This window comes from Aminobacter ciceronei, from assembly GCF_014138625.1.
GTDB lineage: Bacteria > Pseudomonadota > Alphaproteobacteria > Rhizobiales > Rhizobiaceae > Aminobacter > Aminobacter ciceronei.
Genome location: NZ_JACJHY010000004.1, coordinates 47,003 through 70,864 on the forward strand (window position 1 = coordinate 47,003; position 23,862 = coordinate 70,864).

At 64.9% G+C, this 23,862-nt stretch carries 15 protein-coding genes; 4 read left to right on the forward strand and 11 right to left on the reverse strand.

Annotation, left to right across the window (positions count from 1 at the left end; translation table 11 throughout):
• Positions 1-21: 21 nt before the first annotated feature.
• The 10 genes from HNQ95_RS05660 to hutI form a co-directional block, all read right to left on the reverse strand.
• The gene (locus HNQ95_RS05660; protein ID WP_067963225.1) at positions 22-786 is read right to left on the reverse strand and encodes a heme ABC transporter permease; all 765 of its coding nucleotides are present in this window, start codon (positions 784-786) and stop codon (positions 22-24) included.
• Between the two features lie 109 nt (positions 787-895).
• Complete coding sequence (locus HNQ95_RS05665; protein ID WP_067963229.1) at positions 896-2,662, reverse strand: glucan ABC transporter ATP-binding protein/ permease; 1,767 nt, start codon at positions 2,660-2,662, stop codon at positions 896-898.
• A 243-nt stretch (positions 2,663-2,905) separates the two neighbouring features.
• Positions 2,906-11,497: a glycoside hydrolase family 94 protein gene (locus tag HNQ95_RS05670; protein ID WP_182573693.1), complete on the reverse strand. Its 8,592-nt coding sequence runs from the start codon at positions 11,495-11,497 to the stop codon at positions 2,906-2,908.
• Between the two features lie 350 nt (positions 11,498-11,847).
• Entirely contained in the window at positions 11,848-12,420 is a 573-nt protein-coding gene (locus HNQ95_RS05675; RefSeq protein WP_067963236.1) for an NADPH-dependent FMN reductase, read from the reverse strand.
• A gap of 114 nt (positions 12,421-12,534) precedes the next feature.
• A complete protein-coding gene (locus HNQ95_RS05680) occupies positions 12,535-13,104 on the reverse strand; it encodes a HutD/Ves family protein (protein ID WP_182573692.1) in 570 nt (189 codons plus the stop codon).
• Positions 13,104-14,429 (reverse strand): YjiH family protein, encoded by a 1,326-nt coding sequence (locus HNQ95_RS05685; protein ID WP_182573691.1) that lies wholly within the window; start codon positions 14,427-14,429, stop codon positions 13,104-13,106. Before HNQ95_RS05685 ends, HNQ95_RS05680 begins: the two co-directional genes overlap by 1 nt.
• Positions 14,430-14,501: 72 nt before the next feature.
• Positions 14,502-16,175 carry a urocanate hydratase gene (gene hutU / locus HNQ95_RS05690; protein WP_154385427.1) on the reverse strand — a complete coding sequence of 558 codons (1,674 nt, stop codon included), beginning with the start codon at positions 16,173-16,175 and terminating at the stop codon, positions 14,502-14,504.
• A 13-nt stretch (positions 16,176-16,188) separates the two neighbouring features.
• On the reverse strand, positions 16,189-17,016 hold the full coding sequence (gene hutG, locus HNQ95_RS05695; protein ID WP_067963253.1) for an N-formylglutamate deformylase: 828 nt from the start codon (positions 17,014-17,016) through the stop codon (positions 16,189-16,191).
• Complete coding sequence (hutH, locus tag HNQ95_RS05700) at positions 17,013-18,557, reverse strand: histidine ammonia-lyase (protein WP_182573690.1); 1,545 nt, start codon at positions 18,555-18,557, stop codon at positions 17,013-17,015. Before hutH ends, hutG begins: the two co-directional genes overlap by 4 nt.
• Complete coding sequence (gene hutI / locus HNQ95_RS05705; RefSeq protein ID WP_376769246.1) at positions 18,554-19,783, reverse strand: imidazolonepropionase; 1,230 nt, start codon at positions 19,781-19,783, stop codon at positions 18,554-18,556. The genes hutH and hutI overlap by 4 nt, the downstream gene beginning before the upstream one ends.
• Before the next feature lie 94 nt (positions 19,784-19,877).
• On the opposite strand from hutI, the gene HNQ95_RS05710 reads away from it, so the two are divergent.
• From HNQ95_RS05710 to HNQ95_RS05720, 3 genes are read left to right on the forward strand one after another with little or no spacing between them, the layout of a single operon-like run.
• Complete coding sequence (locus HNQ95_RS05710) at positions 19,878-21,230, forward strand: formimidoylglutamate deiminase (RefSeq protein ID WP_182573688.1); 1,353 nt, start codon at positions 19,878-19,880, stop codon at positions 21,228-21,230.
• Between the two features lie 36 nt (positions 21,231-21,266).
• The gene (hutC, locus tag HNQ95_RS05715; RefSeq protein WP_182573719.1) at positions 21,267-22,010 is read left to right on the forward strand and encodes a histidine utilization transcriptional repressor HutC; all 744 of its coding nucleotides are present in this window, start codon (positions 21,267-21,269) and stop codon (positions 22,008-22,010) included.
• 8 nt (positions 22,011-22,018) lie between these two features.
• On the forward strand, positions 22,019-22,354 hold the full coding sequence (locus tag HNQ95_RS05720) for a DUF8220 family protein (RefSeq protein WP_182573687.1): 336 nt from the start codon (positions 22,019-22,021) through the stop codon (positions 22,352-22,354).
• A 92-nt stretch (positions 22,355-22,446) separates the two neighbouring features.
• Here the strand turns inward: HNQ95_RS05720 and HNQ95_RS05725 are convergent, their stop codons facing one another.
• Positions 22,447-22,791 (reverse strand): RidA family protein, encoded by a 345-nt coding sequence (locus HNQ95_RS05725; protein ID WP_055979001.1) that lies wholly within the window; start codon positions 22,789-22,791, stop codon positions 22,447-22,449.
• Between the two features lie 193 nt (positions 22,792-22,984).
• Between HNQ95_RS05725 and aztA the strand changes: the two genes are divergently transcribed.
• Positions 22,985-23,860 carry a zinc ABC transporter ATP-binding protein AztA gene (gene aztA, locus HNQ95_RS05730; protein WP_182573718.1) on the forward strand — a complete coding sequence of 292 codons (876 nt, stop codon included), beginning with the start codon at positions 22,985-22,987 and terminating at the stop codon, positions 23,858-23,860.
• Positions 23,861-23,862: the final 2 nt, after the last annotated feature.

Below are 23,862 nucleotides of genomic sequence, written 5' to 3' on the forward strand. Positions count from 1 at the left end.
GTCTTCCTCGTGTTCGGGCCGTCAGGCCTGCTGGCGCTCGGCCCTCCGAGCGGCAATCTGGCGCATGGCTGTGACACGACGGCGCCAGATCTCGGTGCGCATCGCCATTAGATGCAGAGTGAAGAACAGAAGGGTAAAGCCAAGCGCCATGGTCATGAGGGGCCAGAGCATGCTCGGATCGATGGTCGGGCCGTCCATGCGGAACACCGAGGCCGGCTGGTGCAACGTGTTCCACCATTCGACCGAAAACTTGATGATCGGAATGTTGATGAAGCCGACAAGCGTGATGACGGCGGCAGCACGCGCCGAACGCGCGGGGTCGTCGAGCGCGCGGGTCAGCGCGATGATGCCGAGATACATCAAAAACAGCACGAAGACCGAGGTCAGCCGGGCGTCCCACACCCACCAGGTGCCCCACATCGGCTTGCCCCAGATCGAGCCGGTGAGCAATGCGAGCGCGGTGAACACGGCGCCGACCGGTGCGGCCGACTTGAGCGCGACATCGGCGAGCGGATGACGCCAGACCAGCGTGCCGAGCGCCGCGATGGCCATGACCGAATAACACATCATGGCGAGCCAGGCGAAAGGCACGTGGATATACATGATGCGAACGGTGATGCCCTGCTGGAAATCGGCCGGCGCGGCAAAGCCGAGATAAAGCCCGGTCGCCAGCACCAATACTGAGGCGCCGCCGAGCCAGGGCACGATCTTGTCGACCAGCGAGATGAAGCGGGTCGGATTGGCGAGGTCGCTGAAACGCCAGGCCTGCGAGGTCGTCTGTGTCATGGACGCTAAATAGCCTTGGGCGTGCGTCTTCGCAATCTGTTCCGGCGTCGCGGGCAAACGCAAACGGGGCGCCAAGGCGCCCCGTCCGGATCCGTATGACGATGATGGACTAGGCCGCGGCCTCGACATGGGTGACGCGGCGGACTTCCTCATCATTGAGCAGGCCGCCGGCGCGCAGCAGGGCGGCGAAGCGGCCATTGCGGGTCGACAGCTCGTTGAAGCCGCCCATCTCGACGACATGGCCGCGATCCATGAACACCACAAGGTCGGCGTCGCGGACAGTGCTGAGGCGATGCGCGATGATGAAGGTGGTGCGGCCGTCGCGCAGCATGTCGATGGCGTCCTTGACCCGGTTCTCGGTCTCGACGTCGAGGGCGCTCGTCGCCTCGTCGAGCACCAGGATCGGCGCGCTTTTGAGGATGGCGCGGGCAATTGCGATGCGCTGGCGCTCGCCGCCGGACAGCTGGCCGCCACGCTCGCCGACATTGGTGTCGTAGCCTTCGCTCTTGGACAGGATGAAGTCCTGCGCCGCAGCCGCGGTCGCTGCAGCATGCACTTCCTCGTAGCTCGCACCAGCGCGGCCGACGCGGATGTTGTCCTCGATCGAGCGGTTTAGCAGGCCGGCGTCCTGGAAGACGGTGGCGATCGAGTGGCGCAGCGACTTCTTGGTCACGGTGCGGGTGTCGATGCCGTCGATCAGGATGCGGCCATGCTGGGGCGTGTGCACGCGCTGCAGCAGGTTGATCAGCGTCGTCTTGCCGGCACCGGTCGGGCCGACGATGGCGATGGTCTGGCCGGCGCGCACTTCGAAGGAGACGTCGGTGACGCCCTGCCCCGAATTGGGGAACTCGAAGCTGACGTTTTCGAAACGGACGTGGCCGGTGACGTTGTCGAGCTCACGCAGGCCTTCCGGCTCGCGGTTCTCGCCGGCGGCGTCCTCGAGGCGATAGAACTCCTCCAGCTTCGAACGGGCGTCGAAGATCTGGTTGGCGAAGTTCGAAACCTGGTCGAGGCGGCTGATCAGCAGGGCGGCGAAGCCGGTGAAGGCAACGATGTCGCCGATGCGCAGCTGGCCCTTGCTGACCAGATAGGCGCCGATCAGAAGCACCACCATCATCGAGATCGTCGAGGCCAGGCGGTGCATGGCGGATGCCAGCGCCCACCAGTCGAGCACCGGGTTCTGCGTGGTGATCAATGCCTTCACATAGGCACGCAGCGATTCCGTTTCCTGGCCGACGCGGTTGTAGCTCTGCAGCACGGCGACGTTGCTGACCGAGTCCGAGACGTGGGAGAAAACCTTGTGATAGTGGCGCTCGACGGAGGCCTGGCCCTCCTTGGTCTTGCGCATGACGAGCCGGCCGATGGCGAGATACAGCGCGCCAAGCACGATCAGCACCAGCGACATGCGGACGTCGAGCGAAAAGGCAGTCGGGATCAGCAGCGCCAGCGCCACCGCCGTCGACAGATGGGTGCGCATGAATTCGAGCCACAGGCTGAACAGCGCTTCGACCGCGCGCAGCAAGGTGTGCAGCGAATGCGACGTGCCGCGCTGCTGGTGCCAGGCCAGTGGCATGGTGATGACGCGTTCGAACGACTGGCACAGCACCTCGCCGCGGCGCGCATGCGCCAGGCGGTCGGCGCCGCGTGCGACCAGAACGAAGGCGACGATGTTGAACGCGCCGAAGCTCGCCCACAGCGCCATTGTCGGAACGACTTCCGTCTTTCCAGCGATGGCATCGATGATACGCCCGAACAGGATCGGTTCAGCAATGGTCACGATTGCCAACACGACGTTGGCTGCGCAAATCAGCCCGACCTTCTTGCCGTCGGCGGCAAGATAGCGGAGGGCTCTCCAATAAACTTCAAGCAACGACACTTTGGTACCCCTTGAGTCCCGTTCGTCCCTTTATTGTGCACTGCACCATAGCCGACAAATAGCGGTCATGGGTCCGCAAGACAATGCGCAGATAGCCGCTCCGTTCAAAAAAATCGAACAACACATGGCTACGGCCGGTAATCTGCTGTGATCCGATAAGGAATTGAGATTTAACGAAAAAAGGCATCGTTGCGGCAAAATGATGACAAAGCCGGCAACCAAGTTGACGCAGGGGCATCCCGGCTAGGCCGGGATGCGGATCACAACGTCGACTTCGCCGCTGTCGCGCATGGCAAAGGACGCGTCCTTGCCCTTCACGCCATCGACTTCTGCTTTCGCAGCTTTAGCGGCTTTGTCCCTCACCACACGCAACCTGTAGACGGCACCACCCAAACGGAGCGTCGCCGAATAACCTTCCCAATGCCTGGGAATGGCTGGTGCCACGACGAGCCTGTTGCCACGCTGGCTGATGCCGAGGATGCTTTCGACCGCCGCGCGATAGAGCCAGCCTGCCGAACCTGTGTACCAGGTCCAGCCGCCGCGGCCCGCCTTGGAGGCGTCGGCATAGACGTCGGCTGCCACCACATAGGGTTCGACCCTGTAGGTCTCGGCCGCCGCCTCGTCGAGCGCATGGTTGACCGGGTTGAGCATCGAGAAGCAGCGATAGGCCTCGTCGACCTGCCCCATTTCCGCCAAGGCAATGACAAACCAGGTCGCGGCATGGGTGTACTGACCGCCATTTTCCCGCACGCCAGGCGGATAGGACTTGATGTAGCCCGGCTCCTTGTCGGTTTCGGAAAATGGCGGGGTGAACAGCTTGATCAGCTTCAGCTCGTCATCGACCAGCATTTTGGTCGCCTGTGCCATCGCCGTGCGCGAACGTGCCGGATCGCCCTCGCCCGAAATGACGCTCCACGACTGTGCGATCGAGTCGATCTTGCATTCATCGGAGTTGCGCGAGCCGAGCGGCGTGCCGTCGTCGAAGCTGCCGCGGCGATACCACTCACCATCCCAGGCCGCATTCTCCAGCGCGCGCTTCAATGCCGTGGCATGCTTGTCCCAGGCGTTGGCGCGTTTTGAATCGCCCTCGGCCTTGGCCAGCGGGGCGAACTCTCCCAGCGTCCGCAGCAGGAACCAGCCGAGCCAGACGCTGTCGCCCTTGCCCTCCTCGCCGACGCGGTTCATGCCGTCGTTCCAGTCGCCGCCGAGGATCAGCGGCAGGCCGTTCTTGGCCGTCCGCTTGATGGCGAGGTCGAGCGCGCGGGCACAGTGCTCGTAGAGCGAGGCCTTCTTCTTGGACTGCTCCGGCGTGAAGAACGCATCGTGCTCGCCCGGGTTGAGCTGCTGACCTTCGATGAAGGGCAGTTGCTCGTTGAGGATCGCCGCATCGCCGGTCACCGTGACATAGCGCGCGGTGGCACTCGCCAGCCAGACGACGTCGTCGGAGATCATGGTGCGCACGCCGGCGCCGGTGCGCGGCAGCCACCAATGCTGCACGTCGCCTTCGGCAAACTGCCGGCCGGCGGCGTTCAGGATCTGCGCACGGGCAAGGCTTGCGTCGTGCATCAGGAGCGCCAGCGTGTCCTGCAGCTGGTCGCGGAAGCCGAAGGCGCCGCTGGCCTGGTAGAAGGCCGAGCGTGCACGGATGCGGCAGGCCAGGCTCTGGTAAGGCAGCCAGTTGTTGACCATGGCGTCGAGCGCCTTGTCGGGCGTCTCGACCTCGATGGTGCCGAGGAACGAACGCCAGTTGCGCTCGTTGTCGGCCAGCCTCTGTTCGAAATCGACCTTGAGATGGCGGGCGACCAGCGCGCTCGCCTCCTCGTCCGAACCGGCATCGCCGAGCAGCCAGAGCAGGGAGATCGAGCCACCGGCAGGCACCTCGACATCCCTCGAGATCGCAGCACAGGGATCGACACCCGCCTCGACGCGTCCGGTCAGATCGGCGCCGAGGGTCACGGCGCGCGGCGCCTCGACGGTGCCGCCCAAGCCGATGAACTCGTGGCGATCCGAGGTGACCGAGTTGGTCTTGCCGTCCATCGCCATGAAGGCGACACGCTCGCCGAAATCGAGGCCGTAGCTGTTGCGGGCGAACAGCGCGCCCGTCGCCTCGTCGAGCGACGGCACGATGTTGGGCGCAGTCCTGGCCCGACTGTTGCCCAGCACCCACTCGGCGTAGGCGTAGACCTTGAGCTTGGCCGGCACCGCGCCGGAGTTCTCGATCTTCAGCCTGGAAATGCGCACCGGATCGTTCGGATCGACGAGATGCGTCAGTTCGGTGGCCAAAGTGCCGCGCTTGGAGCGGAAGGTCGAGAAGCCCTGGCCGTGACGGGCTTCGTAGCTTGCGCCCGCGTCACGCGCCACCGCTGCAATCGGCGAACAGGTCCTGCCGCTGGCGCGATCGAAGACATAGATCGCCTCGCCCGGCCGGTTGGTGACCGGATCGTTCGACCATGGCGTCAGCTGGTAGTCGCGGCTGTTGCGGCTCCAGGTGAAGGCAGCGCCTTCCGCCGAAGCGTGGAAGCCGAAACCGCCATTGGCGATGACGTTGATCCAGGGCTGCGGCGTCGACCGGGCGCCATTGAGGCGCACGACATAGTCCCGGCCATTGGCGTCGAAGCCGCCGAAACCGTTCCAGTAGGACAGGCCGTCGCCGCCGCTCTTGCGGGCGCTGCGCGACGGCGAGGTCTGCAGTGCCGAGGTTTCCGGCCGGTCGGTCGCCTGGGCGGCGGTCAATGCGTCGCGGGCGGCAAGCGCTGCCGCCTCGGCGCGCTCGATCTGGTCAAAGATCGTGCCGTTGCGGGTGTGCAGGCAGACACGCGCGACGGCCAGCAGCGTGCGGTAGGATGCCTCGTCCATCAGGTCGCGGCGAACCGCGAAGATATGCTGGCGTGGTCCGAGTTCCTTGCCGCGCAGGCGGCTGTTCTCGCACAGATGCTCGATCGCCTGCTGCAGGTCCTGGACATAGGACGAGGCCTGCTCGTTGACGATGACGAGATCGGCGACGAGGCCGCGGGCGCGCATATATTCCTGGAAGCGCAGCGCCTGGGCGACGATCTCGATATCGGCGACGTCGCCGATCCGGATCGCCAGGATCGGGAAGTCGCCCGAGATCGCCATCGGCCACAGCGCCGACTGTCGGCCGAGGCCGGAGGCGATGGCATCCGCCGACAGGCGCAGGAACGGATCGGGATAGATCAGGAAGCGGGCCAGCTTCTGGACGTTTGCGGCGTCAGCCAGGTTGAGGCCGAGATGGCGCGTCTGCACCTGCGAGCGGGTCCAGGACAGCATGGCCTGGCGCTGGAAGCCTTCGGGGTGGTCGAGCTTGGCGACAGTCTCTTCGACCTCTTCGCGGGTCGAGCCGACGATGGTCCAATAGGTCAGCGTCACCTTCTTGTTGGCCGGCACGCGGACGCGGCGGCGCAGGGCCGCCACCGGATCGAGCGTGAAGCCGGCGCTGCCCGAAAGCTTGGCGCCCGGATCGAACGCCGCCGGATCTGATATGGTGCGGCCACGGCCGATGAAGGCGCGGCGGTCGGTCTCGGCCTCGGTGTCGCGCACGAAGCCCGACTGGTCGGTGACGAAATGCGCCGCGACGACCGAAGGCTCGTTGGCGGCGCGGGTGCGCCGCGTCGCCAGGATGGCGCTGCCATTGTGGGTGATCTCGGTCTCGACGAACATCTTGGAGAACGCCGGATGGGCGTTGTCATTGGCCTCGGGCGCCAGCACCAGCTCGGCAAACGACGTCACCTCGATGTGGCGGTCGACGGCAGCGTCGTTCCAGATGGTGACCTTGCGGGCCTCGCCATTGCCTTCGGAGACGACGATGCATTCGACCTCGCTGCGCAGCGTGCCGACCGTCTTGATGAAGCTCGCCTTGTCGTCGCAGAACAGGGTCTGGGTCTGCTCACCGGTGGCGCGCTTCGGCTCCGATGTCGCCGACCACCAGTCGCCGGTTTCGGTGTCGCGCAGGAACAGATAGGTGCCAAGCCGATCCTCGGTCGGATCCGGCTGCCAGCGCGTGATCGCCATGTCGTTCCAGCGGCTGTAGCCCGAGCCTGTCGCCGTGACCATGACCGAGTAGCGGCCATTTGACATCAGGTTAGTCGACCGCAGGGCGCGCATCGGATTGAGCACCAGGCGCGTATCGGCGCTGTGATCGGCGGTCTCGTCCTTGGTGTGTTCGGCCACCTCGGTGCGGACGGTGGCGACGGGAATGTCGCGCGGCGCCTTTTCCTGCAGCAGCAGTTCGGCCGCCTCGATCACCGGATCGCTGTGGAAGCGGTCGCGCATGCGGCCTTCGAAAATCGCATTGGCAATCGCCACGATCGACATGCCCTGGTGATGGGCCATGTAGTTGTAGACGACGGCGTGGTCGGTGCCTTCGGGCACACGCTGCGGCGTGTAGTCGACGGCGTCGTAATAGCCGTAGCGGCCAAGCGCGCCGAGCTTGCGCAGGCGCCTGAGATTGGCCGTCGCCTCGCTTGGCAGAAACTGTGCCGCCAGCACGGTCGCATAAGGCGCGATGACGGTGTTCTGGCCAAGGCCGCGCTTGAGGCCAAGCCCCGGCACGCCGAAATTGGTGTACTGGTAGGTCAGTTCGCGGTCGCGGCCGTTATAGGCAGCCTCCGAGATGCCCCACGGAATGCCTTTCGAGCGGCCATACTGGATCTGCCGGTGGACGATCAGCTTGTTGGTCTGGTTGAGGATGCCGCCCTGCGGCTCCTTCATCACCAGCGGCGGCATCAGATACTCGAACATCGAGCCCGACCACGACATCAGCGCGCCCTGGAAGCCGATCTCGACGATCGGACGGCCGAGGCGGAACCAATGCTCGGTCGAGATGTCGCCCTTGGCGATGCCGAACAGGCTGGTCAGCCGTGCTTCGGAGGCAAGCAGGTCGTAGCAGCTTTCGTCGAGCTGGTGCTCCTCGACGCGGTAGCCGATGGACAGAAGCTTGCGCTCGTTGCGCATCAGGAACGAGAAATTCATCTCGAAGGCGAATTTGCGGGTGCGTTCGCGCAGTTCCATCAGCTTGCTGCGCAGGGCCGCGACCGCCTGGTCATCGCTGTGCGCGTCATGCACATGCGCCTCGCAGGTGACTTCCAGCGTCCTCGCCCAGTCGGCAAGCACTTCGCTCTTGGTCGAGGCCGCTTCGGTGTGGATCGCGCCCGCCAGCTTGCGGATTTCGCCTGACAAGACGGCCAGGTTGATGGTGCGGATCGAGGCCATTTCCGGCTGCGACTTGATGGTTTCCACGGCCCGGCGCATGCCGTCGATGCGGTCGATCAGGCGCTGGCGCAGCGGCCTCAGCTGGCGGCGGTCGTCAGGCAGGTCGGCGACGCTCTCCTCGATGATCGAAACGATGTCGAGAATGCCCTCGAAATCGCCCTGGAGATGGACCGAGGGCGCCTCCGCCCATTCCGAACAGGCGGCGGCAACCGCCACGAGATGGCCGGCGAGATTGCCGCTGTCGACACTCGAGACATAGAGCGGATAGAGCGGCCTGAGGTTTGTCGTGTCGTACCAGTTGTAGAGATGGCCCCGGTAGCGCTCCATCTTTTCGATGGTCGAGACGGTGGCGTCGATGCGCGACACCGCGTCCGCCAGGCTGATCCAGCCGAAGTCGCGGGCCGAGACGACCGACAGCAAATACACGCCGATATTGGTCGGCGAGGTGCGCGTGGCAATCACGCCGGTCGGGTTTTCCTGGAAATTGTCAGGCGGCAGGAAGTTCTGCTCCGCCGTGACGAAGGTCTCGAAATAGTGCCAGGTGCGGCGTGCCACGGTGCGCAGGGTGTGGACGTCCCAGGGCGCGACATGCAGCCGGTCTTCGGTTTCGGCCGAGCGGCTGATCAGCCAGGCAAAAGCCGGCGAACCGGCCCAGAAGATGGCGAAGGCGAAGGCAACGAAGGCGCCGGTCGAATCCGTCATCACAGGCAGGACCAGGCCGACGGCGGCGATGATCACCGCGCCATACATCATGCGGTAATAGGCAGCGAGGTCGTTGCCGCCCGACTTGTGCGCCTGCGAGGCGGTGCGCCATTCCAGAAGGTTCTCGCGGCTGACGAACAGGCGATAGAGCGTGCGGATGATCGCATCGCCCATCATCCAGGCCAGATGCGCCATCAACACGACCTTGAGCGCCACCATCGCGGTGCCGAAGGCAAGGTCGCGGCCGAGCGCGCTGAAATGGCCGCGCGGGGTCGCTTCGCGGTTCTTGGGCAGGATTGCGTCGATGATGTCGAAGGTCGGCGCCATGAACAGGCTGAGGATCAGCAGCGCCTGCCATTGCGCGGCCTGGGTGAAGGGCAGCAGCGTCCAGCCGGCAATCGCCGCCATAACCCAGAAGATCGGCGTCAGCGAGCGCCTGAGATTGTCGACCATCTTCCAGCGCGACAGCGCCGGCACGCCCGACTTCGGGTCGAAGATGTAGCCGAGCAGCTGCCAGTCGCCACGCGCCCAGCGATGCTGGCGCGAAGCGTCGACCGAGTAGCGGGTCGGATAGTCCTCGACCACCTCGACGTCGGTGACCAGTGCCGAGCGGGCGAGCGCGCCTTCGAGCAAATCGTGGGACAGGATGGTGTTTTCGGCGATGCGCCCCTTGAGCGCGGCTTCCATCGCGTCGACATGGTAGAGGCCCTTGCCGGTGAAGGTGCCTTCGCCGAAGACGTCCTGGTAGAGATCGGACACGGCAAAGACGTAAGGGTCGAGGCCGCGATGGGCTGAAAACACGCGCTGGAAGAACGAGGCTTCGTCGCCCGTCGTCAGCGACGGCGTCACGCGCGGCTGCAGGATGGCGTAGCCTGAGGTCACCAGGCGCTTCTCTGCGTCGAACTCCGGCCGGTTGAGCGGGTGGCACATCTTGCCGACCAGCTTGGTAACGACGCCGCGCGTCATGCGCGTGTCGGCGTCGAGGGTGACGACGTGAACGACATTGTCAGGCAGCGGCGTATCGGTCGGCAGGAAGGTGGTGTCGGCGTCGCCGCGCAGCAAAAGGTTCAGCTCGTGCAGCTTGCCACGCTTGCGCTCCCAGCCCATCCAGCAGCCCTGCGACGGGTTGAACAGCCGGCGGCGGTGCAGCAGGTAGAAACGCGCAGCACCCTCGCTGGGATAACGCTGGTTGAGCCTGGCGATCTCGCGACGGGCATAGTCATAGATCTCGCGGTCGCCGACGGAGATTTCGGCCTGGCTGTCGGGCCAATCGGAGAGCACGGCGAAATGGATCTCGCCCGTCATGTTGGCGAGGTGATGGATCTCTATGTTGCGGATGTTCTCCTCGACATCGTCGCGCGAGCCGATCAGCGACGGCACCACCACCAATGTCCGGGCTTCCGCCGGCACCCCGTCCTTGAACTCGTAGCCGATCAGGCGGGTCGGCTCGAGAAACTTCAGCACGATGGTGTTGAAGAAGGCGAGCGCACCCTCGCTGGCCGGAACCGAAAACAGCACCAGCATCACCACCACCGCCGCCGTCGGCAGGCCCAGCGCAGCCAGCGCGTTACCAGCCAGCAGAAGCAGTAGAACGGTCAGGGCAAAGACCGGGAGGGCAATGCCGAGCCAGTTGGTCTTGCGGAAGGCGCGGTTGACGATGCGTCCGATGGTCGGGCGGTAACCGATCGACTGTTCCAGCTCCTGCCGGCGCGGACCGACGAGGAAGAAACCGACGTCGGAGCGTTCCTTCTGCAGACCCGAAGGATCCTCTGATGAAGCAGGCGCTTCCTTGAGCGCAAAATCGGTCGCCTGTTCGGCGACTTCCTTGCTTGCAAAGGCGGTCGCCTGTTCGGCGACCTGGAATTCCGACAGCTTGGAGTGACGCGCCAGTTCCTCGATCGCGGTGCGATACTGGTCGCGCGAGGCGAAGTCGAGTTCGGCAAAATTGGTGCGCTCGCGCAGCAGCGTGTCGACGCGGCTGACATCCTCGAACCAGACCGTCCAGTCCTGGTCATTGATCAGGCGCAGGCCACGAATGATGTTGCCGGTCGTGACGTTGCCGGAAGACAACGTGTGGTGCTCGCCGATGATGATCTCTTCGGCGTCGCTGCCCGACTTCTCGAGCTCGTTCTCAAGCCAGATCAACGCCTTGCCGGCGTTCTGCGAACCGTCGCGCAAGCGATAGAGCAGCTGCGTTGCAAAGGTCGTGTCGCGGGCGTGGGCAGCATAGGCCCTGAGCAGGGCCAGGCCGTCGTCCTGCTCCTGCACGCTCTGCAGGCGGTCGGCGACGTCGTTGGCGATTGCGCGCATTTCGCGGGCGCGGTTCACGCGGACGGCGATGCGGCGCAGGTTCTCGACCAGAACGAAACGCAGCAGCGACGGCAGCGCCCACAACTCGCCGATATGCAGCGGCTCGACGGCCTGGTAGCCCTCGACGATCGCCTTGAACATATGCGCCGAAACGGTGCTGTCGGAATGGGCGACATAGACCCAGGCGATGGCCAGCGCGCGCGGCACCGACTGGCCGTTGCCGAGATCGATCGTCGGCAATTCGCGGTAGAAGCGCTTGGGCAGGTCGCGCTTGACCTGGTAGATGGTCTCTTCGACCAGATAGTTGTTGTCGAGCAGCCATTGCGCCGCCGGCGTGATCGGCTCGCCCCTGCCCTGCGCGGCATTGGTGTCGCGATAGACCTGGAGGATCTTCTTGGCGCTCTCGCGGATGCGGGCGTGGAAGTCGAAGGCTTCGAGACCGAAATAGGAGCGCAGCTCCTTGCGAGCCATGCTCTCGCCCGTCGCGCGCAGCCGGTCCTCATGCAGCACCGTCGCCCTGATCGGCTGTTCGGCCACGGCCGGAAAACTCGGCACTACGTCTTTGATCCGGCGCGGGTCGGTCTGAATATTCATCTACAGCATTTCCGTTTGACAGAAAGTCCGCAGCGCCTGCCGGCGTCGCGGACCTGCCACATAAACCGTTTCAAACAAGAATTGGTTGCATGCAACCAACAGGTCGATTGAGCGCTCTTGCACCTGGATGGAGTGAAAATATGGCGTCGGCGCCGCCAATCTCCCTCCGCGCCTCATAGCAGTGCAGGGCCGCGAGCGGAACGCAAGGATTGGGGCTTTTTCGTGTTCGCATGATGAATCTTTGCCATATTTCAGGCGCTGCGCGTCAACCTTCGCAACACCGGCATTTCTTCAGCCGAATTTCAGGCCACCACGGTGGCCAAACGGGCTTCGAGCCGCTCAGCCGCCACTCAGCCGCCGCGGGGCAACACGGTGTAGACCCTGACCACGAAGGCATGGAATTCGGCCATGTAGTTCTTGAGGAATTCGGCGGTGCCTTCATTTGTCACCTCGCCCTCGTCGGTGATCAGTCCTGGCTTGAACTGGATGTAGGCTTCGGGCGCGTTCATCTGCGGCGAGTTGCAGAAACTCAGCACGCTGCGCAGGCTTTGCTGGGCGACAGCGGTGCCGATCGCGCCGGGCGAGGTGCCGATGACGGCAGACGGTTTGCGGGTGAAGGAATTGGTGCCGTAAGGCCGGCTCGCCCAGTCGATGGCGTTCTTGAGGCCGCCGGGGATCGAGCGGTTGTATTCGGGCGTGACAAACAGCACGGCATCGACGCCGGCCAGTGCCTTCTTGAAGGCGCGCGCCGGCGGCGGAAAGTCGGCGTCGTAGTCATAGCTGTAGAGCGGCAGGTCGCGAAACGGGATCTCTTCCATCTCGAGGTGCTTGGGCGCGAGCCGGACCAGCGCCTTGGCGAGCTTGCGGTTGATCGACGCTGTGGCAAGGCTGCCGACGAAATAGCCGACCTTGTAGGTGTCCATGGCACATACTCCACTGCGCCGCGCGATCTGGATCGCCGGCCTGACCTACCCGTCCCCCAGGGGAGTGTTTGCCAGTTCCGCGCCGATGTCACGACGATTTTGGAGATTGCCCTGTTATATCAGGCGAATGGAGACCTTGAGAAGCGATACCGGCCCGTTCGGCGCGACCGTCAAGCTGGCCGGCCCGTCATCTGAATAGAGCGTATCGAAGGCCGCGACCGCTTCGCTGCCGATGCGCGTCGCACCTGATGCGACGAAGACCAGGCTGATGCCCTGCCCCAGGGCGATTTCGCCCGTGTCCGAAAATTCCAGCCGCTCGACAGCATGGCTGACACGGTCGCGCCGGGTCATGACATTGAAGTCGAGCACCGGCCCGTCGATGAGCACGGCCTCGGTGCCGACATCGCCTGGGAAAGCGTAAGGCTGCGACTGCGGAGACAACGCCACCGGTGCGGCATCGCCCGCGGCAAGCTGCATCGTGCCCGACAGAACGGTCAGCGTCCGGTCGATGCCGGCAAAGACCGAAAACGGCCCGCCGCCGGCGACCTGCGCCATGGAGATGCGCCAGTCGAAGGCGTCGAGCCCGGCCGCGGACGGCCAGGCCAGGATTTCGGTCGTCACGCCGCCGCCGTTCTTCCACGGCATGGGGCGGCAGTCGGCGTGACGGATGATGCGCGCTGCCATTACGCCAGCCAGCCCATGCTGATCGCCAGCCAGGCGATCGGAGCGGTGACCAGAATGCTGAGAGCGGTGCGGATATACCAGATGATGATCAGGTCCCGGAAAGACAGAGGGATGGACGTCGCCAGCACGCACGGGATCGATGCCGACAAAAACAGCACCTGGCTGACCGACACGACCGCGGCAACGAACCTCAGCCCGAGATCGGCTTCTTTCAGCAGGATCGCCGGCAGGAACATTTCCGCCAGACCGGAAGCCAGCGACTTTGCGGCAAGCATCGGATCGTTAAACTGCGCCAGCCAGGTGAATGGATACAGCGCCAGACCCAGTATGTCGAAGATCGGCGTGTATTTGGCCGCCAACAGGCCGAGAAGCCCGACCGCCATGATGCTGGGAAGGATGATCGATGCCATGCGCAGGCCGTCGATGAAGGTGTCGCGCAGCAGCGCGTGCAGCGGCGGAGCCGCCTGGGCCTGGTCGAGGCCGACATCGATCGCCGTCTGGAGGCGGGACTTTCCGGCCGCAAGCGGCTGGTCGCGGTTGGCGGGATGATCCTTGCCGGAGATCGGCCAGATTCGGGCGGTGATTGCCGAAACGACGAACGTCACGACGAAGGTGGTCCAGAAGTAGAGGTTCCAGTTGCCCATCAGGCCGAGGGTCTTGGCGACGATGATCATGAAGGTTGCCGAAACGGTCGAGAAGCCGGTGGCGATGATCACCGCCTCGCGGACGGTGTATTTGCCTTCCTTGAAGACCCGGTCGGTGATCAGCAGCGCCAGCGAATAGCTGCCGACAAAGGACGCAACCGCATCGATGGCCGACCAGCCCGGCGTCCGCCAGACCGGCCGCATGACCGGCTGCACAAGCACACCCGTGAACTCCAGCAGGCCGTAGCCGACGAGGAAAGCGAGCGCCAAAGCGCCGATCGGCACGATCAACCCGACCGAGAGCACCAGCTTGTCGAACAGGAAGGGCAACATGTCGGGGGCAAAGAAAGTCTCCGGCCCGCCCCCCGTGAGATACATGACCGAGAGCCCGAGCCCGAGGACACGCAGGGCCGAAAAGATTGCTTCGGTGACGTTCCTGTTCCAGGAACCGCGAACGAACGGGCCGATGGCGCCATAGGCGATCAGCAGACAGACGAAGGCAACCGCCACGGGGCGCAATTGGACCGCCAGCGCGGTCGCGGCATGATCAAGGAGGATGGTGGATTTTGTGCCGATCGTGACCGGTACGAAAAAGAAGATTATGCCAATGAGGCTGAAAAGCACAAGTTTCAGGCCGGCGCCGGCCCGCGATCCGCCTTCATGGCTGGTGATATCGGTCATGAGGGTCCTCCTCCCAGTAAGTCAACAAGATGCGAGGCGGCACCGGGTGCCGCCTCGCAAGGTCGATCAGTTTCAAAGGATTCCGGGCAGGTTGAGGCCCTTGTCCCTGGCGCAGTCGAGCGCGATGTCGTAGCCGGCATCCGCATGGCGCATGACGCCGGTCGCCGGGTCGTTCCACAACACGCGCTCGAGACGGCGGGCGGCATCCTCGGTACCGTCGGCGCAGATGACCACGCCCGAATGCTGCGAGAAGCCCATGCCGACGCCGCCGCCATGGTGCAGCGACACCCAGGTGGCACCCGAGGCGGTGTTGAGCAGCGCGTTGAGCAGCGGCCAGTCGGAGACGGCGTCCGAGCCGTCCTTCATCGCCTCGGTCTCGCGGTTCGGCGAAGCGACCGAGCCGGAGTCGAGGTGATCGCGGCCGATGACGACAGGCGCCTTGAGCTCACCCTTGGCGACCATCTCGTTGAAGGCGAGGCCGAGGCGGTGGCGGTCGCCGAGGCCGACCCAGCAGATGCGCGCCGGCAGGCCCTGGAAATGGATGCGCTTGGCCGCCATGTCGAGCCAGTTGTGCAGGTGCTTGTTGTCGGGCAGCAGTTCTTTCACCTTGGCGTCGGTCTTGTAGATGTCCTCGGGATCGCCCGAAAGGGCTGCCCAGCGGAACGGTCCGATGCCGCGGCAGAACAGCGGCCTGATGTAGGCCGGCACGAAGCCCGGGAAGTCGAAGGCGTTCTCGACGCCCTCTTCCTTGGCGACCTGGCGGATGTTGTTGCCGTAGTCGACGGTCGGGATGCCCATCTTGTGGAAGTCGAGCATCGCCCTGACGTGCACTGCCATCGAGGCACGCGCCGCCTTTTCGACCGCCTTGGGGTCGCGCTCGCGCTTTTCTTCCCATTCGGCAACGGTCCAGCCAATCGGCAGGTAGCCGTTGACGGGGTCATGCGCCGAGGTCTGGTCGGTCACCGCATCCGGCTTGACGCCGCGCTTGACCAGTTCGGGCAGGATTTCGGCGGCATTGCCGAGAAGGGCGACCGAAATCGCCTTCTTGTCCTTGCAGGCCCTGTCGATGATGGCGAGCGCATCGTCGAGATCCTTGGCCTGGACGTCGACATAACCGGTCTTGAGGCGCATCTCGATGCGGCTTGCCTGGCATTCGATGGCGAGGCAGGCGGCACCGGCCATGGTCGCGGCCAGCGGCTGGGCGCCGCCCATGCCGCCGAGGCCGGCGGTCAGGATCCAGCGGCCGGCGAGGTCGCCGCCGAAATGTTGGCGGCCCATCTCGACGAAGGTCTCGTAGGTGCCCTGAACGATGCCCTGGCTGCCGATATAGATCCACGATCCCGCGGTCATCTGGCCGTACATCATCAGGCCCTTCTTATCGAGGGCGTTGAAGTGGTCCCAGTTGGCCCAGTGCGGCACCAGGTTGGAGTTGGCGAGCAGCACGCGCGGCGCATCCTTGTGGGTGCGGAACACGCCAACCGGCTTGCCCGACTGGATCAGCAGCGTCTCGTCGCCTTCGAGCTTGCGCAGGGCAGCGACGATGCGGTCGTAGCTGTCCCAGTCGCGGGCAGCACGGCCGATGCCGCCATAGACAACGAGCTCGCCCGGCTTTTCGGCGACGATCGGGTCGAGATTGTTCATCAGCATGCGCAGCGGCGCTTCGGTCAGCCAGCTCTTGGCGGTGAGCTCGGTGCCGGTGGCGGCGCGGATGACGCGGGCATTGTCGATGCGGGAATGTTGGGTCATTACGAAAACCTCCCTAGGAGTGTCGGCTGCCCGCCCAGGCGAGCGCGGTTTCAAGGATCTTGGTGAGCGTCGCGCGCATCGGTGCGGCGAATTCGGGATCGTAGCGGCTCGGCCAGTTGGCCGGTTCGACCTTGCCTGTCGGCTCGAGCATGTAGCCGCGGCAGGACAGTTCCATCTGCAAGGCATGGACGCCCTGCTCCGGCTGGCCGTGCCGGCGGGTGATCCAGCCGCCCTTGAAGCGGCCATTGACCACCCAGGGCCTGCCGCTGGCTGCCATCAGCGATGCGACCTGTTCCTGCAAGGCGGGATCGGCACTCTTGCCGGAATTGGTGCCGAGGTTGAACAGCGGCAGCTTGCCGTCGAACAGCCTGGGGATGACCGAGCGGATCGAATGGCAGTCATAGAGCACGATCTCGGGATGCAGTGCCCTGAGACGGACGATCTCGCCTTCGAGCGCTGCATGATAAGGATCGTAATAGGTCTGGCGACGCCTTGCGACTTCGGCCTCGTCGGGCTCCTGCCCTTCGTTGTAGAGGGCCTCGCCGTCGAAGGTCGTGGTCGGGCAGAGTTCGGTCGTCGCCTGGCCGGGATAGAGCGAGGCACCGGAGGGGTCGCGATTGACGTCGATGATCGAGCGCGACACCGTGGTGCGCACCACCGTTGCACCGAGGCCGGCGGCAAAATCATAAAGCTGCTCGATCCACCAGTCGGTGTCGCGCCGCGCCAGCCAGCGCGACACGAACAGATCGTCGAGCCCGGCAAGGTCTATGCCGGTGTGAGGGATGCTGACGAGCAGCGGGGCGTCGCCGCGCTGGACCGTCAACCAGGGCGCGCCGCTCATCTTTCGCCACCCGAGATCTCGGGCAGGCGGACGCCGGCGATCGCCTGGACGATGGCGCCGCTGCGGACAAGGGCGATGGCCTTTTCCATGTCGGGGTGGAAATGGCGGTCGTCGTCAAGATGCGGAATCTGGGCACGAACGAGCTTGCGCACGGCTTCGAGCGCCGAACTCGAGGCCAGCGGCGCATGGAAGTCGCAGCCCTGGGCCGCGGCAAGCAGCTCGATGCCGAGCACGCCATTGGCGTTTTCGATCATGCCGAGCAGCCGGCGGGCGCCATGGGCGGCCATCGAGACGTGGTCTTCCTGGTTGGCCGAAGTCGGGATCGAATCGACGCTGGCCGGATAGGCCTTCTGCTTGTTCTCGGAGACCAGGGCAGCGGCCGTGACCTGCGGGATCATGAAGCCGGAGTTGAGGCCGGGCTTCGGCGTCAGAAACGCCGGCATGCCCGACAGGGCCGGATCGACCAGCATGGCGATGCGGCGTTCCGACAGCGAGCCGATCTCGCAGACGGCAAGCGCGATCATGTCGGCGGCAAATGCCACCGGCTCGGCGTGGAAATTGCCACCCGACAGCGCGGTGTCGTCCTCGGTGAAGATCAGCGGATTGTCGGTGACGCCGTTGGCCTCGGTGCCGAGCGTGTCGGCGGCCTGGCGCAACAAGGTCAGGGCAGCACCCATGACCTGCGGTTGGCAGCGCAGGCAGTACGGATCCTGGACACGCTCGTCGCCGATGCGGTGGCTTTCGCGAATAGCGCTGCCGGCCATCAGATTGCGCAGCGTCTCAGCCGTCTCGATCTGGCCGCGGTGCTTGCGCAGGACATGGATGCGCGGGTCGAACGGCGCATCCGAGCCCTTGGCGGCATCGGTCGACAGCGCGCCTGACACCAGCGCCGAATGATAGAGATTTTCCGCCTCAAACAGAGCGGCGAGCCCGTAAGCGGTCGAGAACTGGGTGCCGTTGAGCAGCGCCAGGCCTTCCTTGGCGCCCAGGGTGATCGGCTCGAGTTCGTGGGTAACGAAAGCGACCTTGGCCGGCACGATGCCATGCGGGGTGTGGCAGTCGCCGACGCCGATCATCGTTGCGGTCATGTGCGACAGCGGCGCCAGATCGCCCGAGGCGCCGACCGACCCTTGCGCCGGCACGACCGGAATGACGCCCTTGGCGAGCATCTGCTGCAACAGGTCGATGGTCTGTTCGCGCACGCCGGAGGCGCCCTGCGCCAGGCTGGCGAGCTTGAGCGCCATCATCAGGCGGGTCACGGCAACCGGCATCGCCTCGCCGACGCCGGCGGCATGGCTGAGCACGATGTTGCGCTGGAGCGTTTCGAGGTCGTTGGCCGGGATGCGGACGCTGGCGAGCTTGCCGAAGCCGGTGTTGATGCCATAGACCGGCTCGCCCTTGGCAACGATCCGCGCCACCGTCTCCGCGCTGGCCTTGATCCCGGGGCGACAGGCCGGATCGAGTTCAGGAACGGCGCCGCGATAGATGGCGCGCCAGTCGGCAAGCGTGGCATTGCCGGGGTTCAATACAAGCGTGGTCATTTTCCCCTCCAGATACGGGCATGGAGCGGGTTGAACCCCATGCGATAGACAAGTTCGGCCGGGCTTTCGATGTCCCAGATGGCGAGATCGGCCCATTTTCCTTTTTCGAGCGTGCCGGTCTCGGTGAGCAGCCCGAGCGCGCGGGCGGCCTCGCGGGTGGTGCCGGCGAGGCATTCCTCGACCGTCATGGCAAACAGGGTCGCTGCCATGTTCATGGTCAGAAGCAGCGAGGTCAGCGGCGAGGTGCCGGGATTGTTGTCGGTGGCAACCGCCATCCTGACGCCGTGGCGGCGGAACAGCTCGACCGGCGGCTTTTTTGTCTCGCGGATGAAATAGAAGGCGCCGGGCAGGATGACGGCGACCGTGCCTGCCGCAGCCATTGCGGTGGCACCGGCGTCATCGGTGTATTCGAGATGGTCGGCCGACAGCGCACCATAATGTGCGGCAAGGGTCGCACCGCCGAGATTGGACAGCTGGTCGGCATGGAGCTTGACCGGCAGGCCCTTGGCGCGCGCGGCGTCGAAGACACGCGTGATCTGCGCGGTCGAGAATGCGATGCCCTCGCAGAAGCCGTCGACGGCGTCGGCAAGGCCCTCGGCCGCGATCCTGTCAAGCATCGGGCCGGCAACGAGGTCGATATAGGCGTCCTTGTCGCCGTTGGCTTCCGGCGGCAGCGCGTGCGCCCCGAGGAACGTGGTGCGCACGGTCACCGGCCGCAGTTCGGCCAGCAGCCTTGCGGCGCGCAGCGACTTGGCTTCGTTGTCGAGGTCGAGACCGTAGCCCGACTTGACTTCGACGGTGGTGACACCTTCTGAAACCAGCGCATCGAGGCGCGGCAAGGTCTGGGCCACCAGATCGGACTGGCTCGCCGCGCGCAGCGCCTTGACCGACGAGACGATGCCGCCCCCTGCCCGCGCCACCTCTTCATAGGTCGCACCCGCCAGCCGCATCTCGAACTCGTTGGCGCGGTTGCCGGCATGGACGAGATGGGTGTGGCAGTCGATCAGGCCCGGCGTGATCCAGCGCCCCTCGCAGTCGATGAGGTCGGCACCGTCGCGCAGAGCCTGGGGCATGTCGGCTTCCGGGCCAGCAAAGACGATGCGGCCGTCATGGGCGGCAATCGCACCGTTTTCGACAATGCCAAGGCCGGTGGCAGCTTCAGCCAGCGTCGCCAGCCGCGCATTGCGCCAGATTCTTGCCGATGTCGCTGATTGGTTGCCAGCCATCATCTTTTTCGTTTCCTCCAACTGCGATTATGTATATACATATCAGAAAGGCGATGCAAGTGCTATCGTGCACATGAAAGGTGAGGAGATTCTGGTGGCGACGATCTTTGCGGAACAGGCGCTGCTGGCCGACGGCTGGCAACGCAACGTGCGGATGACATTGGCCGGCGGCCGCATCGCGACGGTGGAAACAGGCGCGGCCGCCCAGCCCGGCGACGAGCGCCACGCCATTGTCCTGCCCGGCATGCCCAATCTGCACAGCCATGCCTTCCAGCGCGGCATGGCCGGCCTCGCCGAAATCCGCGGGCCGTCGTCGGACAGCTTCTGGTCCTGGCGGGAGGTGATGTACCGCTTCGCGCTGTCGATGACCCCAGAGCAGGTCGAGGCGGTCGCAGCCCAGCTCTATGTCGAAATGCTGGAGGCCGGTTTTTCCCGCGTCGGCGAGTTCCACTATCTCCATCACGACCGCGACGGCAGCCCCTATGCCAACATCGCCGAGATGGCCGAACGCATCGCGGCGGCCTCTGTCGCTACCGGCATCGGGCTGACCTTGCTGCCGGTGTTCTACGCCCATTCGGGTTTCGGCGGCGCGCCCGCCAATGACGGCCAGCGCCGATTCATCAACGATACGAATCGCTTCGCCAGGCTTTTTGAGAGGTGCGGCGAAGCGCTGAAGGGCATCAACGGTGCGGTGCTCGGCCTTGCGCCGCACAGCCTGCGCGCCGCAACGCCTGACGAACTGGCCATAGTCACCGCGCTGACGTCAGGCCCTGTTCACATCCACATCGCCGAACAGGTCAAGGAAGTCGAAGACTGCGTCGCCTGGTCGGGCGCCCGGCCGGTGGAATGGCTGCTCAGCCATGCCAATGTCGACAGGCGCTGGTGCCTGATCCACGCCACCCACATGACCGAAGCCGAGACGATCGCCATGGCGCGGTCGGGCGCGGTCGCCGGCCTGTGCCCGATCACCGAGGCCAATCTCGGCGACGGCGTCTTTGCCGCACCGCTGTTTGTCGAACATGGCGGCAAATACGGCGTCGGCTCGGATTCCAATGTCGAGATCGGCCTCAGTGGCGAACTCAGGATGCTCGAATATTCGCAGCGCCTCGCCCATCGCGCCCGCAATGTGCTTGCCACCTCAGGCCAGTCGACCGGCCGCGCCTTGTTCGATGCGGCACTTGGCGGTGGCGCCCAGGCGCTCGGCGTGGGCACGGCGGGACTGGCGGCAGGCGCTGCCGCCGATTTCGTCTCGCTCGCCCCCAACCACCCGACGCTTGCCGGCAAGTCGGACGACGCCATTCTCGATGCCTGGATCTTCGCCTCGGGCGGAAAAGTCGACTGTGTCTGGGCAAATGGCCGCAAAGTCGTGACTGATGGCGCACATTTCCGCAGGGATGCTATTGCGGCCCGGTTTCGTAACGTGATGATGGAGCTGACGGCGGCGTAAGAAAGGGAGACTGGGGTGTCCGATTCGATAGCGGAGATGGTTGAAGAGACGGTTGGCGGCGATGCATCGACATCGCTCTACCAGCGCATCCTCAACGACATCAGGGACCGCATCGTCTCGGGCGAATGGGAGCCCGGCTACCGCATCCCCTTCGAACACGAGCTGACCGAGCAATATGGCTGCTCGCGCATGACCGTGAACAAGGCGCTGTCGCAGCTCGCCAAGGCCGGGCTGATCGAAAGGCGGCGCCGCTCCGGCAGCTTCGTGCGCCGGCCGCAATCGCAGGCGGCGGTGCTCGAAATCCACGACATCCGCGTCGAGGTCGAAGCGCTCGGCCTGCCCTATCGCTACGAGCTGATGGCCCAGACCAAGCGGCGCGCCACGACAGTCGACCGCGACAGGCTCGGCCCCAGCCCGTCGACCGCAGGCCAGGTCCTGGCCTTGCAGTGCCTGCATTATGCCGGGGTGCGTCCGTTCTGCGTCGAGGACCGGCTAATCAGCCTCGCCGCCGTCCCCGAAGCCGCCGATCAGGAGTTTCGCAAATCGGCGCCCGGGCCGTGGCTGATCGGACAGGTGCCGTGGAGTGCTGCCGAACATGTCATTCGCGCCGCCTCCGCCGATGGCGAGACGGCCGCCGACCTTGGCCTCGCCAGCGGCGCACCCTGCCTGATCATCGAAAGGCGGACCTGGAGCGCGGAGCGCCCGGTCACCCATGTGCGCTTCACCTATCCGGCCAATGCGCATGCCGTGGTGGCGCGCTTCACGCCGTCCGACGGCTAGCCGGCCCCATGAAAAACATCCAGATCATCGACGGCGCTGCGAACGCCACCTTCAGTGTATTCCAGGCAACGGAGGAGGAGTTTGCCGCCATCTTCCCGGCCGATCGCGACATGGAGTTGGTCGAAGACCTGATCAAGCGGCTTGGCAAGAAGGCCGCAGGCTCGGTCCTGGCGCAGCTTTGGGGCCGTCCCATCCTGAAGCGTGACGCCCTCGGCATTCATGGCACCCTGTTCTACGACAATCAGCATCGGCGAAACCATATGCCGCTGTCGAAACGTGAAGTCGATTGGGACGATGGCTCCCTCAACCAGGCTCAGCGAGAACTGTTCGCCAGACACCGTTAGTTTTTCCAAGTCGCCTCGATACGGAATCAGAAACGCCGCGCATCCCCTTGGATACGCGGCGTTCTTTTGGGCTTCGAGCCGAAACGCGTCGCTTATGCAGCGGCGGTGACGATGATCTCGACCTTGTATTCCGGGCCCGCCAGCTTGGCTTCGCCGGTGGCGCGCGCCGGCGTGTTGCCCTGCGGCACCCAGCCGTCCCAGACCGAGTTCATCTCGGCGAAGGTCGACATGTCGTCGAGCCAGATGATCGCCTGCAGGATCTTGGTCTTGTCGGTGCCGGCCTTGGCGAGCAGCGCGTCGATCTCGGCCAGGATGGCCTTGGTCTGCGCGGCAACGCTTTCGCCCGGGGCGCCGACCTGGCCAGCCAGGTAAACGGTGTTGTTGTGGATGACGATCTGGCTCATGCGGGGGCCGACATCGATACGACGAACGCTCATGGGTGGGTCTCCTTCCGTTAGGGGTGGCGCCTTCTTAGATTTTGCCACCTCCCCCGGCAAGGCCGCAGTGGTCGAATTGCGTGGGCCAGCGGCTTTGCCGCACCGATCCACCGCTTTGTCGCCCGACCTCGTTGACTAATGTAATAACATCACATATCCAAGGACCAGTTCGCTGCGACAAAGCATGAAGCCGATGACCGACGCCTGCCTGACATTCAAGGACCTGACGCTTGGCTACAACAGCCATCCGGCAGTGCACCATCTCAGCGGCTCGATCAGCTCGGGATCGCTGACCGCCGTGATTGGCGCCAATGGCTCGGGCAAATCCACTTTGATGAAGGGCATCGTCGGCGTGCTGAAGCCGATGGCCGGCATCTGCACCGTCACACCGGGCAAACGCGTCGCCTATCTGCCGCAGCAGTCCGAACTCGACCGCAGCTTCCCGGCCCGCGTCGTCGATCTCGTCTCGCTCGGTCTCTGGCCGAGGCGCGGCCTGCTTGGCCGCTATTCCACGGAAGACCGCGATGCCGTCTCCAAGGCGCTGATGGCGGTTGGCCTCGAAGGTTTCGAAAAGCGCGCCATCGACACGCTGTCGGGCGGCCAGCTGCAGCGCGCGCTGTTTGCCCGTGTGCTGGTGCAGGATGCCGATCTGATCCTGCTCGACGAACCGTTCAACGCGGTCGACGCCAAGACTGTCGGCGACCTGATCCAGCTGATCCAGCGCTGGCATGGCGAAAGCCGCACGGTGCTTGTCGTCGCCCACGACCTCGAACTGGTGCGCGCACATTTCCCGCACACGCTGCTTCTGGCCCGCCGGCCGGTCGCCTGGGGCGAAACGCGCGAGGTGCTGCGCCCGGAAAACCTGCTCAAGGCGCGCCGTTTCGACGAGGCCTGGCATGACGATGCGCCCTGGTGCGAGCCGGACGACGGGCACGGCCATGCGCATTCCCACGCTCATGGACATGACCACGCGCATTCCCACACAGAGGGGCATGGCGGGCATCACCATCACGATCATGGCGAGGTCCATGATCATCCCGACCATGAATCCGGCCCCCGGGCAGCGTGACC

What these genes read in the sequence shown, in the direction of transcription:
- HNQ95_RS05660 (WP_067963225.1), bottom strand. Translation starts at nt 786, where the DNA reads ATGACACAGACGACCTCGCAGGCCTGGCGTTTCAGCGACCTCGCCAAT.
- HNQ95_RS05670 (WP_182573693.1), bottom strand. Translation starts at nt 11,497, where the DNA reads ATGAATATTCAGACCGACCCGCGCCGGATCAAAGACGTAGTGCCGAGT.
- HNQ95_RS05675 (WP_067963236.1), bottom strand. Translation starts at nt 12,420, where the DNA reads ATGGACACCTACAAGGTCGGCTATTTCGTCGGCAGCCTTGCCACAGCG.
- HNQ95_RS05680 (WP_182573692.1), bottom strand. Translation starts at nt 13,104, where the DNA reads ATGGCAGCGCGCATCATCCGTCACGCCGACTGCCGCCCCATGCCGTGG.
- HNQ95_RS05685 (WP_182573691.1), bottom strand. Translation starts at nt 14,429, where the DNA reads ATGACCGATATCACCAGCCATGAAGGCGGATCGCGGGCCGGCGCCGGC.
- hutU (WP_154385427.1), bottom strand. Translation starts at nt 16,175, where the DNA reads ATGACCCAACATTCCCGCATCGACAATGCCCGCGTCATCCGCGCCGCC.
- hutG (WP_067963253.1), bottom strand. Translation starts at nt 17,016, where the DNA reads ATGAGCGGCGCGCCCTGGTTGACGGTCCAGCGCGGCGACGCCCCGCTG.
- hutH (WP_182573690.1), bottom strand. Translation starts at nt 18,557, where the DNA reads ATGACCACGCTTGTATTGAACCCCGGCAATGCCACGCTTGCCGACTGG.
- hutI (WP_376769246.1), bottom strand. Translation starts at nt 19,783, where the DNA reads ATGGCTGGCAACCAATCAGCGACATCGGCAAGAATCTGGCGCAATGCG.
- hutC (WP_182573719.1), top strand. Translation starts at nt 21,267, where the DNA reads ATGGTTGAAGAGACGGTTGGCGGCGATGCATCGACATCGCTCTACCAG.
- HNQ95_RS05720 (WP_182573687.1), top strand. Translation starts at nt 22,019, where the DNA reads ATGAAAAACATCCAGATCATCGACGGCGCTGCGAACGCCACCTTCAGT.
- HNQ95_RS05725 (WP_055979001.1), bottom strand. Translation starts at nt 22,791, where the DNA reads ATGAGCGTTCGTCGTATCGATGTCGGCCCCCGCATGAGCCAGATCGTC.
- aztA (WP_182573718.1), top strand. Translation starts at nt 22,985, where the DNA reads ATGACCGACGCCTGCCTGACATTCAAGGACCTGACGCTTGGCTACAAC.